The sequence below is a fragment of the Pseudomonas sp. B611 genome (genome assembly GCF_055407965.1).
In genome coordinates, this window is record NZ_JBUZST010000004.1 from 447,777 (window position 1) to 465,342 (window position 17,566).

A 17,566-nucleotide genomic window follows, 5' to 3' on the forward strand; every position below is an offset into this window, starting at 1 on the left:
CAAAGGCAACTAGCCTATGCATCAACTACCGCAAGGTCGAGCCTTACAACGGCTTAGCGAGCTGTACGGCGAGCCTCGCGCCTCTCCTCCAGCATTCTCTCGACTTCAGCCATAACCTGCTCATGCGGAATATTTGGGCGAGGATCATCAATCGACGCCTGCACCTTGGCCCGAAACCAACGGTCGTAGCTGGCAGCCTGCTCTTCTGTTTCAAACTCTGAAACGATAGGAGAAAGTGGGATGCTCATAGAGACCTCCGAGTTGGGTGCCTGCCAGTCTAATCGGTCCATGGTCGGGTGTCGTTCCTCTCGGATGTATGGCTCTATGAGTGAGCGCCGAGATTAGTGAACCCACCAAAGGCAGGACAAGTACTGGCAAACTGGCCAACTGTTACTAAAAAAATAAAAACGATTAAAGGCAGAGCCCCAATGAATTTGAATGACGCCTCTTCGCGAATGCCCGACGTGACACGCACGCCAAGTCAAAGCACCCCATTCAAAGAACCCACCGCCGACAACCACCTCCTCGGCGGCTTCACCTGGCGCCACCTGCGTACCGACTTCGACCGCCCCATCGTCATCATCAACGCCGCCACCTCCCTGCGTTGCCGCTATTACTCGCGCTTCGCTGATTACCTGTTTGCCAACGGCCTTGACGTCATCACCTACGACTACCGTGGCATCGGCGAGTCCCGCAGTGGCTCGCTACGCGGCTTCAAGGCTTCCTGGTCGGATTGGGGCACGCTGGACTTCGAGGCGATCCTGCGGCGCGCCCAACGGGAGTTTCCCGGGCAACCCATCGACGTGGTGGGCCACAGCTTCGGCGGCTGCGCGGCAGGCCTTGGCGCGTCGGGCACGGTGATCCGGCGCATCGTTACCGTCGGTGCACAGTTTGCCTATTGGCGCGACTACGCAGCACGTGGGCGCTGGCAGATGGTTGCCAAATGGCATGTGCTGATGCCATTGCTAACGGCCCTCTGCGGATACTTCCCCGGCAAGCGCCTGGGCTGGCTGGAAGACACACCAGCAGGCGTGGTGCGGGACTGGAGCACTCCGACGCCCCGCTATGAAACGCGGCCCAGCGGACGAGACCTGGGTGAGCTGCCATTCAGCCGAGTGACGGCGCAACTCCTGGCCATCAGCCTCACCGATGACCCATTCGGCACCGTGTCAGCCATCGAGCGGCTACTCGGCTACTTCGACAACAGCGAGCGCAGCCATCTGCGGATTGCGCCTGAGGACATCGGCGAAAAACAGGTCGGGCATTTCGCATTTTTCCGCAGCGAGTATCAGGACCGCCTGTGGCCGATTGCACTGGCGTGGCTGCAAAACGGCCAATTACCGGCGGATACACTTGGGATTTCCGCCAACCTGCGCTTCAATACCCCACTCTGAACCCTAGGACGTCACACCCATGGCCTCGCCAAACAAGCAGCAAAAACGCGCCCAACGGGCCAAGACCAAGGCCAAGCAAAACCGCACCCAGCGCGCCGTCGCGAGCAAACCGGACGCCTTTGCCGGCGATGACAGCCGCATTGACCTGGAGTCAGTGGATTTGACCGAGCTGTTCGTCGAGATGCGCGCCGCAGGCGAGATCAGCCAGCAGGCATTGTGCGCAGCGTTCCTGTCGCACCCGTTGCTGGCACTGGTGCTGGAACAGGAAGGCGAAGAAGAAGCCACCGACTTTATCCTGGCGGCGCTGATCGAGTATCGGCAGTGGGCCACGGATAGCGATGATGAAGCGGCTGCGCTGGCGTGGATTGAATCGCCAGAGTTCCAGGCGGATTACGTTGCGGCATCCCAGGCACTGGCTAACTCCGAAGACTGACGCAAAACCAAATGTGGGAGCGGGCTTGCTCGCGAATGCGGTGGATCAGCCAACTGATTCAGTGACTGACACTCCGCGTTCGCGAGCAAGCCCGCTCCCACATTTTTGAACGCATTCCGTCAGTTAGTGACTGCGGCGCCTACTCTCTGCGCCTTGCGACGACTGGACACCAGCAACCCCGCCGCCACCACCAGCAAGCTCAACACACCCGTCGCAATAATCTCGACCCGATGCGCTTCCTGGAACAGCATGATGGTCAACGTACCGACGATGAACACCATCACCGCGTAGGTCAGGCCCGGGAACAGCCACATCTTGAAGACAATCTTCTCACCCGCCGCTGTACGCTTCTGGCGCATACGCAGTTGCGACACCGCGATCACCAGGTACACCAGCAGCGCGATCGCGCCGGAGCTGGCCAGCAGGAATTCAAACACGGCAGCCGGAGCCACATAGTTGGCGAACACCGCGAGGAACGCCGCGCCGGTGGACAGCATCACTGCCCAGTAAGGCGTGCCGCTCTTGTTGGTGCGCTTGGCCACAGCCGGTGCATCACCACGACGACCCAGGGAGAACAGCATGCGCGACGCGGTGTACAGCGCCGAGTTCAGGCAGCTGGTCACGGCAACCAAGACCACAATATCGACGATCATCTTGGCATTCGGGATGCCCATGCGTTCCAGCACGGTCTGGTAGGAACCTACGGCCGCCAGGGTCGGATCGTTCCATGGCACCAGGGACACCACAATGAAGATCGACAGCAGGTAGAACAAACCAATCCGCCAGATCACCGAGTTGGTGGCCTTGGTGATTTGCTGGCCAGGGTTCTTCGATTCGGCGGCAGCGATGGTGACGATCTCGGTGCCCATGAAGGAGAACATAGTGGTAAGGATCGCGGCCAATACCGCGCCCATGCCGTTCGGCATAAAGCCCTGGGTATCGAACAGGTGCGAAACGCCGCTGACCTGGCTGGTCGGCAGGAAGCCGAAGATCGCGGCCAGGCCGAGGATCACAAAGCCCACGATGGCCACGACCTTGATCAGCGCAAACCAGAACTCGAACTCGCCGTAGTTCTTCACACTGAACAGGTTGGTCGCTGTCAGCAGCAAGGTGATAACCAGCGTAAACGCCCAAATGGCGATATCCGGGAACCAGGCGTGCAGGATGGTCGCGGCGGCGTTGGCTTCCAGCGGGATCACCAAGACCCAGAACCACCAGTACAACCAGCCGATGGTGAAACCGGCCCAGTGACCGATGGCGCGGTCGGCGTACGTCGAGAATGAACCGGTGTCCGGTGACGCCACGGCCATTTCGGCCAGCATGCGCATCACCAATACCACCAGCGTACCGGCGGCGGCGTAGGCCAGCAACACAGCAGGGCCGGCGGCAGCAATCGCGTGGCCGGAGCCGACAAACAAACCGGCGCCAATAACGCCGGCAATCGACAGCATGGTGACGTGACGCGGTTTGAGCCCCTGTTCGAGGTCATTGGAGCTTTGCGTACTACTCATTGACACACCTTTGCGAGGAATTGCGAAAACGGTCCGCCCGGCCTGTGCTCTTTCTCGTGAAAAGAAACCAACAGGGCGTTCTTTATTTTTTACGCAATATTTGCGCCAAAATGTTACAGGCCCCCGATTGACGCGGCCTGTAGGATAATTCAACAGCCATCGCAACTCATTGAGAACAATGAGATTCCGCTATAGCGTTACCGTGCGACTCACTTTTAAACGAAAGAGCGCACCAAAAACACACACAAAAAGTACGTGACGCGCCATAACGGGGCTGATATGCACCGTTTGCCCGATTGACCCTTCCAACCCCCGGCCAAAGCTGGCACCATCGCGCCCTTTTTTACGCGAAGCCTGCCCGTTTACGGGTTCAAACGTCTGTTCGGTTGTAGATGGCGCGACACGCTACTGTGCCGATGCGACACCCTGCCGCAGACCACCTGTTAACCGTCCGCAGCGCTGTTGGCTGTCATCCAAACGCTATGCTAGCTTGGCGCCTCGCCAGGAAGGCGGCCCAACAGCAAGCACGCAACGAACACAATGAGGACCGCACATGGCCGAGGCCACGCCCGCGCTTGAAATCCGCAACTTGCATAAACGCTATGGTGAGCTGGAGGTACTCAAAGGTATCTCGCTGACCGCTCGCGACGGCGATGTGATCTCGATCCTGGGTTCCTCCGGTTCCGGCAAGTCCACGTTCCTGCGCTGCATCAACCTGCTGGAAAACCCGCACCAGGGCCAGATCCTGGTCGCCGGCGAAGAACTCAAGCTCAAGGCCGCGAAAAACGGCGAGCTGATGGCCGCCGACGGCAAGCAGATCAACCGCCTGCGCAGCGAAATCGGTTTTGTGTTTCAAAACTTTAACCTGTGGCCGCACATGAGCATCCTCGACAACATCATCGAGGCGCCGCGCCGTGTACTCGGCCAGAGCAAGGCCGAAGCCATCGAGGTGGCCGAAGCCCTGCTGGCCAAGGTCGGCATCAGCGACAAGCGCCACGCCTACCCCGCGCAATTGTCCGGTGGCCAACAACAACGGGCCGCCATCGCGCGAACCCTGGCGATGCAGCCTAAAGTCATCCTGTTCGACGAGCCCACATCGGCCCTTGACCCGGAAATGGTTCAGGAAGTACTTAATGTGATCCGCGCACTGGCCGAAGAAGGCCGCACCATGCTGCTGGTCACCCATGAAATGGGCTTCGCCCGTCAGGTATCCAGTGAAGTGGTGTTCCTGCACCAGGGCCTGGTCGAAGAGCAAGGATCGCCACAGCAGGTGTTTGAAAACCCGCTTTCGGCGCGCTGCAAACAATTCATGTCCAGCAACCGCTAACGGAGCAACATGCATGCAGAACTATAAAAAATTCCTACTGGCTGCGGCCGTCTCGATGGCGTTCAGCGCCACGGCCATGGCAGAAACCCTGAAAATGGGGATCGAAGCGGCCTACCCGCCCTTCAACAATAAAGACGCCAGCGGCAATGTCGTGGGCTTCGACAAGGACATCGGCGACGCCCTGTGCGCCAAGATGAAAGTCGAGAAGTGCGAAGTGTACGTGTCCGATTGGGACGGCATCATCCCGGCCCTGAACGCCAAGAAGTTCGACTTCCTGGTGTCCTCGCTGTCCATCACCGATGAACGCAAGCAGGCCGTCGACTTCACCGACCCGTACTACTCCAACAAGCTGCAGTTCATCGCACCCAAAGCCACCAAAGACTTCAAGACCGACGCCGGTTACCTGAAGGGCAAGATCATCGGCGCACAACGCGCGACCCTGGCCGGTACGTACCTGGAAGACGAGCTGCCGGACACCACCGCCAAGCTCTACGACACCCAGGAAAACGCCTACCTCGACCTGACGTCGGGCCGCCTCGACGGCATGCTCGCCGACAAGTACGTGCAGTACGAATGGCTCAAGAGCAAAGACGGTTCCGCCTACGAGTTCAAGGGCGACCCGGTTGTAGAAAGCGACAAGATCGGCATCGCCGTCCGCAAGGGCGACCCACTGCGCGAGCGCCTGAACAAAGCCTTGGCGGAGATCAAGGCAGACGGCACCTACAAGAAGATCAACGACAAGTATTTCCCTTTCAGCATCGAATGATCTGAACGGTATGCCCGGCGCGCTCACTAGAGCGCGTCGGCTTTTAGCAATGCCTTGCGATATGAAAACACCATGAATTTCGATCTCTACGGATTCGGCCCGGCGCTTGCCGCTGGCGCGCTGATGACCGTCAAACTGGCGCTCACGGCCCTGTGCCTGGGGCTGGTGCTCGGCCTGGCCGGCGCCCTGGCCAAGACGTCCCCGTACAAGCCGCTGCAATGGCTTGGCGGCACTTACTCGACCCTCGTTCGCGGCATTCCCGAACTGCTGTGGGTACTGTTGATTTATTTCGGCACGGTCAACCTGATGCGTGCCCTGGGCGAGTTCTTCGGCAACCCCGACCTGTCCCTCAGCGCCTTTGCCGCCGGGGTGATCGCCCTGGGCCTGTGCTTTGGCGCCTACGCCACCGAAGTGTTCCGTGGCGCGATCCTCGCCATTCCCAAGGGCCACCGCGAAGCCGGTGTAGCACTGGGCCTGTCGAAGTTTCGCATCTTCACCCGCCTGATCATGCCGCAGATGTGGCGTATCGCCCTGCCGGGCCTGGGCAACCTGTTCATGATCCTGATGAAGGACACCGCGCTGGTGTCGGTGATCGGCCTGGAAGAAATCATGCGCCACGCGCAGATCGGCGTAACCGTGACCAAGCAGCCCTTCACCTTCTTCATGGTCGCGGCCTTCATGTACCTGGGCCTCACTGTCCTGGCGATGACCGCCATGCACTTCCTGGAAAAACGCGCCGCCCGCGGCTTTGCAAGGAGCACCCAATGAGCGGCGACTACAGCTGGCTGGCGCATTTCGATCTGGGCCTGAACTGGGCCGTGATCATCAAGTGGCTGCCCAAGCTGGCCCAGGGCGCGATCCTGACCCTGGAGCTGGTGGCCATCGCCGTGATCGCCGGCCTGCTGCTGGCGATTCCGCTGGGTATCGCCCGTTCCTCGCGGCGCTGGTACGTGAGTGCCCTGCCCTACGCCTATATCTTCTTCTTCCGTGGTACGCCGCTGCTGGTGCAGTTGTTCCTGGTCTACTACGGCCTTGCGCAGTTCGATGCGGTGCGGGAGAGTTTCATGTGGCCGTACCTGCGTGATCCGTTCTGGTGTGCCACCGCTACCATGACCCTGCACACCGCCGCCTATATCGCCGAGATCCTGCGCGGCGCGATCCAGGCCATCCCGCCCGGTGAGATCGAAGCAGCGCGTGCCCTGGGCATGTCCAAGCCGAAGACGCTGTTCTACATCATCCTGCCACGCGCCTCGCGCATCGGCCTGCCGGCGTACAGCAACGAAGTGATCCTGATGCTCAAGGCCAGCGCCCTGGCCAGTACCGTGACCTTGCTGGAGCTGACCGGCATGGCCCGCACCATCATTGCCCGCACCTACTTGCCGGTGGAAATCTTCTTCGCCGCCGGGCTGTTCTACCTGTTGATGGCCTACATCCTGGTGCGCGGCTTCAAGCTGCTGGAACGCTGGCTGCGCGTCGATGCGTGCCAGGGACGTTGAAGCGCGCTTTAAAGCGCTGGATACCTTCCTGATCGAACACCAAGGGCTGTGGCGACCACGGCCCTTCACTCACCGGCAACTGCCCTGGGAAGCCGAACACCCCGCGCTCTCCCAGTGGCTGCGCCAACGCTCGTTGGCCGACGCCGAAACCGCCCACAACCATCCCCATGACCTGCCCGCCCCCGTACCTTTTCCACAACTGGCCAGCCAGGCGTTGGCGCTCGGAGCTGTGGATAAGTTACCGACGATGCCCCTTGAACCGGCTCGCCATCGCCTGAATGTCGATGTGCCCGGGCGCAAATGGCAACAGATCGAAGCCTTCGGCGCGGCGCTGGGATTTGGCGCAACGCCGACACACTGGCTGGATTGGTGCGCCGGCAAGGGCCACCTCGGCCGCCGCTTGCTGCAAAGCGGGCAACACCTGACCTGCCTGGAATATGACCCCGCACTGATCGCCGCCGGCCAGGCCTTGAGCGAACACCACGGCCTGCCCGTGACCCACCGCCTGCAAGATGTGATGGCCGACGTCGCGCTCAGCGCCGAGCACACGCCCGTTGCCCTGCACGCCTGCGGCGACCTGCACGTGCGCTTGCTGCAACTGGCCAGCAGCGCCGGCTGCAAACAACTGGCCCTGGCGCCCTGCTGCTACAACCGCATCGGCGCAGAGCGTTATCAAGCCCTGTCCAGCGCAGGCCAGACGTCGGCATTGCAGTTGTCGATCGATGACCTTGGCCTGCCCCTCAGCGAAACCGTCACTGCCGGCGCCCGCGTGCGCCGCCAGCGCGACATCTCCATGGCGCGGCGCCTGGGCTTCGATCACCTGCAACGGCAACTGCGCGGCTGCGACGACTACTTGCCCACCCCATCACTGCCCAGCGCCTGGCTGGATAAGCCCTTCGCCGACTACTGCCGGGAATTGGCGGCACTCAAAGGGTTATCCACAGGCGGGCAGGATTGGCTGGCGTTGGAGGCGCACGGTTGGCGGCGGCTGGCCGAGGTCAGGAACCTGGAATTGGTGCGTGGTCTGTTTCGGCGCCCGCTGGAGCTATGGCTGGTGCTGGATCGGGCACTGTTCCTGCGCGAAAACGGCTACAGGGTTGAGGTGGGCAGTTTCTGCGACGCGACGTTGACGCCGCGCAACTTGATGGTGCTCGCCGAGCGCGATTAAAGGGCAAAATTGTCGCACCCAAGCCTGTGGATAACTCTGTTGATGAATTTTATACAGCGCCTGTAGCCGTCTGCGTTACAGGCCAAAAGCCAGGCTGATCATTTTTTGTTCACAAAATAAAACACACGCAAAACAGGTAGTTGCGACGTGTTGAGAACAGATCCACAAAATCGCTGTTTAATCCCGGCTGCAACCAACCAATTGTGCATAAGCATCTGGCATCCTGCCTATAACGCGACTAATGCCTGTCAGTTAAGGGCGAACACTGTACCTGTGGCGAGGGAGCTTGCTCCCGTTGGACTGCGCAGCAGTCCCAGCTTTTTAAACAAAGAGCTGGGGCCGCTTCGCGGCCCAACGGGAGCAAGCTCCCTCGCCACAGGTTGCTCTCTAAGCCTTGTGATTCGGGACAATCTGGCATTACGGCTCAAGGCGTGGTTTTTGCCCGGGTCAGTGCACGGCAAAGCTCGTTGATATCGTCGCTGGCGAGGCTCTGGGCCACGTTATCCAGCGGGTCCGAACCAAAGGCCAAGGCTTCGCTGAAGGACAGGTCACGGTGCACGACATCCAGCAGTTGTTCGCCCAGGCGCAGCTTGAATGCTTCGACCATGTCCAGGCTGAACGCCGAATGCTCATCCAGCTGGTTGATCACGAAGTGACAACGCGGCGGGTGATGGCGCTCACGGTAGGGCGCCAACAAGGCCTCCATCTGGTCCAGCGTGCCGAGGCAGGCGGCGTCGGGCTGCACCACCACCAGCACGATGTCGGCGACGTTCAGCGCTTGGTGCAGGTACGCATTGTTACCCGCGGGGGTATCGATGATCACCGTCTGGAGCTCGCTCAAGCCCAGCACCGACAGGCGCTGCGCCAGCCACGTCGGCTCACGTGTGAGCCAGCGCTGGAGGTTTTCCTGCTGCTGCACATCGGTGTCGCCAAAGGGCATCACCTGGCAACCGGCAAACCCGGTTTGCAAGACGCTCTGCCATTGCCCATTGATCAAGCTGGTACGGCCGATGCCCGGTAGCTCATGGCCCACACCAAAGTGCTGGCGCAAGGCGTTCTGCGGGTCGAGGTCCAATGCCACCACCGACTCGCCCAGGCGCTGCAAGCCGCTGCTCAGGGCCGTGACCAGGGTACTGCGGCCAACGCCACCATTGACGGAGACCACAGCCATCACGGTCGGGTGCGGCGCGTTCGCATCAAAAGGCAGGGAATGTTCGTGGGTATAAGGCGTGTTGGCGCTGAAGCGCGAACCGTCCTTCGCATTCACGCGAGTGCCATCATCGAAGGGGATGGTGCCGAAAAAGTGCAGTCGAGCGTTGCGCCCTTCAGGGTCGCGGGACACGCCCTTGCCGAACAGGGCAAACAGATCATCAGTGCGGCTCATGGCCGGAGCTCCTTCACGGCGCGTTTAAAGACGTGGGAGGTCGGCAAGAAACAAGGGGCTTACCGCAGTCTTTTTGTAGGCGCTTTCGTTGGGCCATTTTGTGACAGAGATCAGGGAGTGTCATTATTTTGATGTTATTCTCAGCGTTCTTTCGGACGAGCGGAAAATAGCCAATTTACTGACGATTAAATCCCGTTATTTATGGCCCCGTGATTCCACCGTGCCATTGTTTTTTGCCCGCTATCACCGCACCATTGCCGCACCTTCCAGGCTGCAAGCTCGGGTATAGCTGTGGCGATACGCTTTAAAATCCCCCGGATTCTGTTCGGTTTTGCCATCACGCTGATGCTGGGTGGCGGGCTGCTGGGCGAGTTGCATGCCGATTGGGATTTCAACCAGATCAGCCGCCGTGCCGAGGCGCTCTATGGCCCGCTCGGAGCCGGCCGCCAACGCATCGATGCCTGGCAACAATTGCTGTCGACGCAAAAGCAGATCAGCGAGCTTGAGCAACTCAAGGTGGTCAACTTGTTCTTCAACCGGCAGATGAAGTACGAAGAAGATATCGACCTGTGGCACGAGATTGATTACTGGGCGACCCCCATTCAATCCCTGTGGAAAGGCGCCGGTGACTGCGAAGACTACGCCATCGCCAAATACTTCAGCCTGCGTAACCTCGGCATTCCGGCCGACAAGCTGCGTATTACCTACGTAAAGGCCTTGCGCCAGAACCGCGCGCACATGGTGCTGACCTACTACGCCAGCCCCGAAGCCATGCCGTTGGTCCTGGACAGCCTGATGGACCCGATCCTGCCCGCCAGCCAGCGCACCGACCTGCTGCCGGTCTACGCGTTCAATGGTGAAGGGCTGTGGCTGACCGGGGCTGCGGGCAACAAGAAAGTCGGTGACACCAAGCGCCTGTCGCGCTGGCAGGATGTCTTGAAGAAAATGACCGCCGAAGGGTTTCCGGCCAGTTCGGATAATTAACAGGAGCTACGATGTCACTGTTCAAACAATTGCTGATCGCTATCTGTGTGTTTCTCGTGGTCGCCTTCAGCGGTAGCTTCGTGGTCAGCCTGGAAAGCTCGCGTACCCAGTACGTCAACCAGCTGCGCTCCCACGCCCAGGACGCGGCCACCGCACTGGCGCTGTCGCTGACGCCGAACATCGATGACCCGGCGATGACCGAACTGATGGTCAGCTCGATCTTTGACAGTGGCTACTACGCCAGCATCCGCGTGATCGACCTGAGCAATGACCAGGTGCTGGTGGAGCGCGCCGCCGAACCCGACGCCAACGGCGTGCCGGCCTGGTTCGTAAAGATGATCGGCCTTGCGCCGGCCGGCGGCGATGCCATCGTCAGCCGTGGCTGGCAGCAGGCGGCGCGCGTGGAGGTGGTCAGCCACCCGATGTTCGCCCTGGCCAAACTCTGGCAGAGCGCCTTGGGCAGCCTCGGCTGGCTGCTGCTGTGCGGGGCGGCGAGTGCCATCCTTGGGGCGTTGCTACTGCGGCGCCAGCTCAGGCCGCTGGACTATATGGTCGAGCAATCCCATGCGATTGCCCGTCGTGAATTCCTCAGCCTGCCCGACCTGCCGCGCACCCCGGAACTGCGCCGCGTGGTGCAAGCCATGAACCAGATGGTGGAAAAGCTCAAGGCGCTGTTCCACGAGCAGACCGAACGCAGCGAGAAGCTGCGCGTGGAGTCCTACCAGGACAGCCTGACCGGCCTGGCCAACCGGCGCTATTTCGAGATGCAGCTCAGCTCCCGCGTCAGCAACCTGGAAGAACCCAGCTCCGGCTACCTGCTGATGCTGCGCGTCAACGACCTCGGCGGCCTCAACCAGCGCCTCGGCGGGCAACGCACCGACCAATTGCTGCAAGCCGTCAGCCAGCAACTGGTGCGCACCTGCGCCAAATACCCGGAAACCCACAACCTGATCACCCGCAGCCGTGGCGGTGAATTCGCGGTGCTCGCGCCAGGCCTGGTGCGTGACGAAGCCCTGCAATTGGCCCAGGAACTGGAAACCACCCTGCAAAGCCTGCACGAAACCGGCGCCACCGACATGCCCACCGTGGCCTACATCGGCCTGGCCCCCTACAACCCCGGCGACGCCTCGGCCGATCTGTTGAAACTGGCCGACCAGGCCCTGGCCCAGGCTGAAGCCAGCAGCGGCCAGAGCTGGGTGTGCCTGGAACACCACACCGCTGGCACCGTCAGCGATGACCCGCACAGCTGGCATACCCTGCTCGACAACGCCCTGAAACAGGGGCGTTTCCGCCTGTTCTTCCAGCCGGTGGTGAGCAGCAGCGATACCCAGCGCGTGCTGCATTACAAGGTGTTGTCGCGCTTGCTCGACAACGAGGACCAGACCATTGCGGCGGGTCACTTCCTGCCGTGGCTGGAGCGCTTCGGCTGGACCGCGCGCCTCGACCAAGTGATGCTTGATCTGGTCATCAAGCAATTGGCCCAGCACAACCAGTCAGTGGCCCTGAACCTCTCCGCCGCCACGTTGAACGACCCACAGGCCATGGAACAGATCTTCGAACGCCTGGCCCAGCACCCGGCGCTGGGGCCGCGCCTGACCCTGGAAATCGGCGAAGAGCAAGTGCCCGAGCAAACCCAGCTTGAGGTGATGCTGCGGCGCATGCGCAGCCTCGGCTACAGCCTTGGCCTGCAACGTTTCGGTGGGCGTTTCAGCATGATCGGCAACCTGGCAAACCTGGGCCTGGCCTACCTCAAGATCGATGGCAGCTACATCCGCGCCATTGACCAGGAAAGCCACAAGCGCATCTTTATCGAAGCCATCCAGCGGGCCGCCCACAGCATTGACCTGCCGTTGATTGCCGAGCGTGTGGAAACCGAGGGTGAGTTGCGGGTAATCCGCGAGATGGGCGTAGAAGGGGTGCAAGGCCAACTGGTCGGTGAACCGGCGCCCTGGAAGTAAAACCTCGAAGCCTCATGCCTCCTTGACGCTGATGCCGTGAAGGAGGTGTGTCGTGTTCAGATCAGGCCGGTTTCATCGTCGTTGATCAGTTCACTCAAGCCGCCCAACGCCGCCCGGGCCTGGGTTCGCTCCAGAAACTTGGCCTGTGCTGCCGGCGGCAAGTCGGTGATGCGGATCACGCCTTTGGAGGTCAGCACCTGAATCAAGTCGTCCAGCACTCGAATCATCTCAAGGTCACTGCTCTTGAGCTGCTTGAGGCTGCTTTCGATTTCGTCCCCGGCAAACCACGCCTGGATCTCATGATGGTCAGCCGGTAGCGTCTCGGTGGCTTCCGCGTAGGCCTGCGCCTCGACGCGTACCAAAGCGTTGTTTTGATCGCGTTGCACGTAGAACATCAGCGTTCTCCCAATAAAAAATCCCTGCAGGCGCCGCGCACGACGCCCACAGAGATTACACACATTTTCCCGAAGCCGATGCCACTGGGGCGGCAATCCCGCAAGATTGCCGCCCCGGTGGTGATCAGTCGTGGTGCTTGACGGTCAGGTCGCCACCGGCGATCAGGTTGTTGATCGCGCTGCTGCCGTTGCCCCAGTTCGCGCCATCAACCTTGATCGTCACATCGGCCGTACCGCCACTGGTGGTGAACGAACCGCTGCTGCTCACGCTCAGTGTCGAGTTGCCCGTCGAGTCGGTGGTCAGCTTCAGATACTTATCCAAGTTGCTGTCGGTATTGCCTTGCAGCAAGTCAGACAGGTCCAGCTTGTCGCCTTCGCTGTGCTTGAAGTCCGTGATGCGATCAAAGCCACCGCTGGTGTTGGTATCGCCTTTGAGCCAGACGAAGGTATCGGCACCTGCGCCGCCGGTCAGGATGTCATTGCCCTTGCCGCCCACCAGGATGTCGTTGCCGGCACCGCCATTGAGCGTGTCGTTGCCGCCCTGGCCGAACAGGATGTCGTTGCCCGCGCCACCCAGCAGGGTGTCGGCGCCATCGTTGGTACCGTAGATGTTCGACGCGTTGGCCAAGGCCCCGACGTCCTGCACGTGCTCAGTGATGTACTGGTGCAAGGTGCGATCATCCAGCTGATCAACCGCGATGGACAGCTTCTCGGCAGCGAAGGCCTTGAGTGCCGCATTGCCTTCCTGGCCTTTGTAGCTGATCAGGTCGCCGAACAGGATGTCGTTGCCCGAACCACCGGTAACGTTGTCCGCGCCAGCATCGGCGGTGTGGCCAGTAATGGCATCCGCCAGCTTCTCGGTGTCGATGGTGGAAACCACCTTATCGGTATCGAACTGCTTGAGCACGGTGCCATCGATGTTCGAACCCAAGCCGATCGCCTCGACCACGACTTTGTCAGGCACCGCGTTGACCAGATCGCTGTAGGCCGTCTTGGCGTTTGCCAGTGCGGTATTGGAGCTCTGGTAGACCGCAGCAACGTCGAAGCCGCCATTGCTGTTGGCCACAACCATGCCTTCATAGGTCGAGTAGCCGCGGCTGTCGTAGGAGTAAACCTTGCCGCTGCCATCGACAACCATCCGCCAGTTGCCATTGATCACGGCGTAGACCGAATCGCTCTGGCCCAAGACGTAGTTGGAGTTGTTCACGACGTTGTCAAAGTAAACGGACGAACCCCTGCCCAGGTTCAGGTCTGGGTTGCCCCGCACGTCGGTATACACGTTCGGCGAACCGTCGGTGATGAAGTACGTGAGGTTTTTCGCACCGACGTTGCTGGTGGCGTCGCTGCTCTTGAACCAATCCGAGGCCGCTTTGAACGCGTCCTGGTAGTTGGTCATGTCGCTCGAATTGGACACCATCTGGTTCAACACGGCCTGCAAGGCAGCCTTGGCGCCGGTCTTGTCTGCCAGGTTGACCGAGACCTCAGACTGGACGCGGGTGTCGAAATCCACCAGCAGCACTTTCACAACGCCCGAATCTTTAGTGCCCGCATTGGCAATCAAGGTATCGAAGATGCTCGAGAGCTGCGCTTTGATCGACTTCATGGCGTTGAGGCCGATACTGCCCGACGTGTCCACAAGGAACGCGATGTTGTAGTTGGTGCCCGGGTTGGTGATACCGCCTTTGTCGCCGACCACAATGTTGTTCGCCGCACTGGAACCCAGGTCGATGGTATCGACACCCGCGCCGCCTTCCTGGTTCAAGGTATAAACCTGAGGCTTGACCGTGATGGTGCTGGTGGCAACCGACGAACTCAGGCTGTCGGAACCGGCGCTGTCCTTCACGGAGATGTCGATGAGACGATCACCGGTGGTCGGGTACTTGCTGGTGCTGGAGTACTGGAACGACTCCAGCAGTGCCTTGTAAGTGGCCGAATCCGCTGCGCCCGAGAGCGTCAGCACGATCTTGCCGCTGACGTCGGTGCCGACGCTGGTCAAGGTCACGCCTTTGTAAGTACCACCCACCGCAATCAGGCTGGAGCTGAGCTGATCGCCCGAGCTGGCGTTTTTCAGGGTGATGGTCGCACTTTGCATCTGCGTGCTGTCGACGTCGGCGATGCCTACGCTGGCGGTGATCGCCACGCCAGCGTCGGAACGCTCGGTGTACGAGGTGCTGTAGCCGTTGGCGAGAGCGCCGTCCGCAGTGCTCAAGTCCAGCACTGGGGCGTCGTTGACCGGGGTGATCACGATGCTCACCTTGCCGCTCGACGTCACGGTTTCACCGGTGCTCAGCTCGGTGGAGGTTGCCTTCACGGTCAGGTCGAAGGTACCGGTGGAATCCTTGACCGGCGTGACCGTCAGGGTTTTCAGGTTCCAGGTGCTGACATCGTAGAGCGTGCCCGTGCCGGTCGAGGTGTAGGTGTGGCCGGTGGTGCCGTCGGTGATCACGGTGCCTTTCGGCAGGCCGCTGATTTCCACCTTGTGCGATTCCGAACCGTCGTTATCGGCAAATGTGGCGGTAATCGGGCTGACCTTGATGACGGTGTCTTCCAGGCCGCTGTTATAGACGTACCCGGTGTAGTAACCCTCGCCATTGACCACATGGCTGTCGCCCAGCACCGCACCGGCGGCTTTCAACGCCTCGATGCTGGTGTAGGTCTGGATGCCGCTGCTGCCCAACGACACCGACGGGGCGTTGTTGATCGACACGTTGACGTTGTAGTTGCCCGCGCCAGCCTGGTTGTAGTGGTAGATGTCGAGGGTGTAGTAGCCCGACTCGGTCGGCGTGTAGGCCGAACCGGTAATCGCGCTGCCGCTGCTCCAGGTTTCGGTCGCAACCAGCTTCCCGCCCACGGTGATTGCCAGGCTGTCGTCGGCAGTCCCGGTGAAGGTGTAGCTCTTGCCCGCTTCCAGGTAGATCAGGCCCGAGACCTTGGTCGCGGTGGTGGCCGTCACATTGTCGTTGGCCACGGTGTGGATCACACCGGTGGACACAGCGCTGGCTGCGGTTTTGGCGTCGATGACCTTGATCAGGTCGTCGGATTTGACCACGCCGTTACCGTTGGTGCCCAACGCGGTCGGCAAGTTGCCGCCCGTCCAGGTTTGGATAACCAGGCCCTGCGCCGCAGCGCCGGCCTGAGTCACCGTCACAACCCCAGCATCCGCCAGCGGATGGATATCCACGGTGATGGTTTTGGTCTCGCTGTTGGTGTTGCCGTCGGTGGCCTGGAACTTCAGCTCAGTGTAGTGACCTTGCTTGTTGCCCACGCCGGTGCCGCCGAAGCTGCTGTCACCGGATTCGTTATCTGCCGGGCTGTAACGCACGTTGTGGTTATCGAAGTCCGCCTGGCTGAAGGCCTTGCCGGCCGAAGTGGCGCTGGCCAGATCTGCCGTGGTGAGTTTGACCCACACGCCGTTGACGTTGTACTCGATGGAACCGGCAGGCAGCGCGGTGAACACCACTTTCGGGTTCGCCGAGTCCTCATCCTTGACGCCGAAGGTGGCCCAGGTCAGTTCGATCGGGGTGTCTTCGTTGCTCTGGATGGAGCCGTTGGTGGCGGTTGGGGTGTCGTCGACCAAGGTCACCGTCGGCTGCGCAACGTTATGCGAGTTCAGGCCTTCTGGGTCGGTGACGGTCAGGTCGATCTTCGGCAGCTGGTTGCCCGCGTTGACGAAGTCCGCGCCTGCCTTGGTCAGCACAACGTTGTTGCCGGAGAGGCTGTAGTAGCCGCTCGCGTTGGTGGTGCCGGTGAAGGTGATGGTCAGGCCCGAACGTGGGGTTTCTTCGTCGGTTGCGACGAAGGTACCGGCCACGGTACCGACCTTGGCAGTGTCTTCGACAATGGTGGTCGGCGTGATGGTGATCACTGGCACGTCGTTGTGCAGGTTAACCACTGGCTGAGCGTTGTTGTTGGAGCTCAGGCCTTCTGGGTCAGCGACAGTCAGGTCGATCTTCGGCAGTTGGTTGCCCGCGTTAACGAAGTCCGCGCCTGCTTTGGTCAGCACGACGTTGTTGCCGGAGATGCTGTAGTAGCCAGCCGCGTTGCTGTTGCCCGTGAAGGTGATCGTCAGGCCATCGCGTGGGGTTTCTTCGTCTTTCGCAACGAAGGTACCGGCGACGGTGCCTGTAGTGACCGAGTTTTCTTCCAGGGTGTTGGCGGTAACGGTGATGACCGGCACGTCGTTATGCAGGTTGACCACTGGCTGCGCGTTGTTGCTGGAGTGCAGGCCTTCTGGGTCGGTGACGGTCAGGTCGATCTTCGGCAGCTGGTTGCCCGCGTTGACGAAGTCAGCACCTGCTTTGGTCAGCACAACGTTGTTGCCCGAGATGGCGTAGTAGCCAGCGGAGTTGCTGTTGCCCGTGAAGGTGATGGTCAGGCCTTCGCGCGCGGTTTCTTCGTCTTTCGCAACGAAGGTACCAGCGACGGTGCCTGTGGTGACCGAGTTCTCTTCCAAGGTGTTAGCGGTAACGGTGATCACCGGCACGTCGTTGTGCAGGTTGACCACTGGCTGAGCGTTGTTGTTGGAGTTCAAGCCTTCAGGATCAGTAACAGTCAGGTCGATCTTCGGCAGTTGGTTGCCGGCGTTGACGAAGTCCGCGCCTGCTTTGGTCAGCACAACGTTGTTGCCAGAGATGGCGTAGTAGCCAGCCGCGTTGCTGTTGCCCGTGAACGAGATGGTCAGGCCTTCGCGTGGGGTTTCTTCGTCTTTCGCAACGAAGGTACCGGCGACGGTGCCCGTGGTGACCGAGTT

General features: G+C 60.7%; 14 protein-coding genes. 9 read left to right on the forward strand and 5 right to left on the reverse strand.

Going from position 1 to position 17,566, the window contains the following annotated elements; genetic code table 11:
* Positions 1 to 53: 53 nt before the first annotated feature.
* Positions 54 to 248 carry a type II toxin-antitoxin system RelB family antitoxin gene (gene relB / locus ACZRMO_RS12725; protein WP_124525388.1) on the reverse strand — a complete coding sequence of 65 codons (195 nt, stop codon included), beginning with the start codon at positions 246 to 248 and terminating at the stop codon, positions 54 to 56.
* A gap of 207 nt (positions 249 to 455) precedes the next feature.
* On the opposite strand from relB, the gene ACZRMO_RS12730 reads away from it, so the two are divergent.
* Positions 456 to 1,394, forward strand: a complete 939-nt coding sequence (locus ACZRMO_RS12730) for an alpha/beta hydrolase family protein (RefSeq protein ID WP_463973086.1) — start codon at positions 456 to 458, stop codon at positions 1,392 to 1,394.
* Positions 1,395 to 1,413: 19 nt separating this feature from the next.
* Positions 1,414 to 1,827 (forward strand): hypothetical protein, encoded by a 414-nt coding sequence (locus tag ACZRMO_RS12735; RefSeq protein ID WP_463973074.1) that lies wholly within the window; start codon positions 1,414 to 1,416, stop codon positions 1,825 to 1,827.
* Between the two features lie 119 nt (positions 1,828 to 1,946).
* Here the strand turns inward: ACZRMO_RS12735 and gabP are convergent, their stop codons facing one another.
* Entirely contained in the window at positions 1,947 to 3,338 is a 1,392-nt protein-coding gene (gene gabP, locus ACZRMO_RS12740) for a GABA permease (protein WP_207041067.1), read from the reverse strand.
* Positions 3,339 to 3,891: 553 nt separating this feature from the next.
* Here gabP and ACZRMO_RS12745 point away from each other — a divergent pair.
* The 5 genes from ACZRMO_RS12745 to ACZRMO_RS12765 all read left to right on the forward strand — a co-directional run bounded on the left by ACZRMO_RS12745 (position 3,892) and on the right by ACZRMO_RS12765 (position 8,095).
* Positions 3,892 to 4,665 carry an ABC transporter ATP-binding protein gene (locus ACZRMO_RS12745; RefSeq protein ID WP_017738342.1) on the forward strand — a complete coding sequence of 258 codons (774 nt, stop codon included), beginning with the start codon at positions 3,892 to 3,894 and terminating at the stop codon, positions 4,663 to 4,665.
* A gap of 13 nt (positions 4,666 to 4,678) precedes the next feature.
* On the forward strand, positions 4,679 to 5,431 hold the full coding sequence (locus ACZRMO_RS12750; RefSeq protein ID WP_017738341.1) for an ABC transporter substrate-binding protein: 753 nt from the start codon (positions 4,679 to 4,681) through the stop codon (positions 5,429 to 5,431).
* 72 nt (positions 5,432 to 5,503) lie between these two features.
* Positions 5,504 to 6,199: an ABC transporter permease gene (locus tag ACZRMO_RS12755; RefSeq protein WP_124525384.1), complete on the forward strand. Its 696-nt coding sequence runs from the start codon at positions 5,504 to 5,506 to the stop codon at positions 6,197 to 6,199.
* A gap of 38 nt (positions 6,200 to 6,237) precedes the next feature.
* On the forward strand, positions 6,238 to 6,927 hold the full coding sequence (locus ACZRMO_RS12760) for an ABC transporter permease (protein ID WP_025999969.1): 690 nt from the start codon (positions 6,238 to 6,240) through the stop codon (positions 6,925 to 6,927).
* Positions 6,908 to 8,095 (forward strand): methyltransferase, encoded by a 1,188-nt coding sequence (locus ACZRMO_RS12765; protein WP_463973075.1) that lies wholly within the window; start codon positions 6,908 to 6,910, stop codon positions 8,093 to 8,095. The genes ACZRMO_RS12760 and ACZRMO_RS12765 overlap by 20 nt, the downstream gene beginning before the upstream one ends.
* Positions 8,096 to 8,519: 424 nt before the next feature.
* Here ACZRMO_RS12765 and bcsQ read toward each other — a convergent pair whose 3' ends face one another.
* A complete protein-coding gene (bcsQ, locus tag ACZRMO_RS12770) occupies positions 8,520 to 9,479 on the reverse strand; it encodes a cellulose biosynthesis protein BcsQ (RefSeq protein ID WP_463973076.1) in 960 nt (319 codons plus the stop codon).
* Between the two features lie 291 nt (positions 9,480 to 9,770).
* Between bcsQ and lapG the strand changes: the two genes are divergently transcribed.
* The gene (gene lapG, locus ACZRMO_RS12775) at positions 9,771 to 10,463 is read left to right on the forward strand and encodes a cysteine protease LapG (protein ID WP_124525381.1); all 693 of its coding nucleotides are present in this window, start codon (positions 9,771 to 9,773) and stop codon (positions 10,461 to 10,463) included.
* An 11-nt stretch (positions 10,464 to 10,474) separates the two neighbouring features.
* Complete coding sequence (gene lapD, locus ACZRMO_RS12780) at positions 10,475 to 12,421, forward strand: cyclic di-GMP receptor LapD (protein WP_463973077.1); 1,947 nt, start codon at positions 10,475 to 10,477, stop codon at positions 12,419 to 12,421.
* 56 nt (positions 12,422 to 12,477) lie between these two features.
* On the opposite strand, the gene ACZRMO_RS12785 is transcribed toward lapD, so the two are convergent.
* Both ACZRMO_RS12785 and ACZRMO_RS12790 read right to left on the reverse strand, forming a co-directional pair.
* On the reverse strand, positions 12,478 to 12,816 hold the full coding sequence (locus ACZRMO_RS12785; protein WP_463973078.1) for a tryptophan synthase subunit beta: 339 nt from the start codon (positions 12,814 to 12,816) through the stop codon (positions 12,478 to 12,480).
* 124 nt (positions 12,817 to 12,940) lie between these two features.
* The coding region (locus tag ACZRMO_RS12790; RefSeq protein ID WP_463973079.1) for a type I secretion C-terminal target domain-containing protein at positions 12,941 to 17,566 on the reverse strand (4,626 nt) is incomplete at its 5' end.

Bases quoted from the DNA above. Each gene is read 5' to 3' on its own strand.
- ACZRMO_RS12730 (WP_463973086.1), top strand. From the start codon at position 456: ATGCCCGACGTGACACGCACGCCAAGTCAAAGCACCCCATTCAAAGAA.
- gabP (WP_207041067.1), bottom strand. From the start codon at position 3,338: ATGAGTAGTACGCAAAGCTCCAATGACCTCGAACAGGGGCTCAAACCG.
- bcsQ (WP_463973076.1), bottom strand. From the start codon at position 9,479: ATGAGCCGCACTGATGATCTGTTTGCCCTGTTCGGCAAGGGCGTGTCC.
- relB (WP_124525388.1), bottom strand. From the start codon at position 248: ATGAGCATCCCACTTTCTCCTATCGTTTCAGAGTTTGAAACAGAAGAG.
- ACZRMO_RS12755 (WP_124525384.1), top strand. From the start codon at position 5,504: ATGAATTTCGATCTCTACGGATTCGGCCCGGCGCTTGCCGCTGGCGCG.
- ACZRMO_RS12750 (WP_017738341.1), top strand. From the start codon at position 4,679: ATGCAGAACTATAAAAAATTCCTACTGGCTGCGGCCGTCTCGATGGCG.
- ACZRMO_RS12745 (WP_017738342.1), top strand. From the start codon at position 3,892: ATGGCCGAGGCCACGCCCGCGCTTGAAATCCGCAACTTGCATAAACGC.
- ACZRMO_RS12765 (WP_463973075.1), top strand. From the start codon at position 6,908: ATGCGTGCCAGGGACGTTGAAGCGCGCTTTAAAGCGCTGGATACCTTC.
- lapD (WP_463973077.1), top strand. From the start codon at position 10,475: ATGTCACTGTTCAAACAATTGCTGATCGCTATCTGTGTGTTTCTCGTG.
- ACZRMO_RS12735 (WP_463973074.1), top strand. From the start codon at position 1,414: ATGGCCTCGCCAAACAAGCAGCAAAAACGCGCCCAACGGGCCAAGACC.
- ACZRMO_RS12785 (WP_463973078.1), bottom strand. From the start codon at position 12,816: ATGTTCTACGTGCAACGCGATCAAAACAACGCTTTGGTACGCGTCGAG.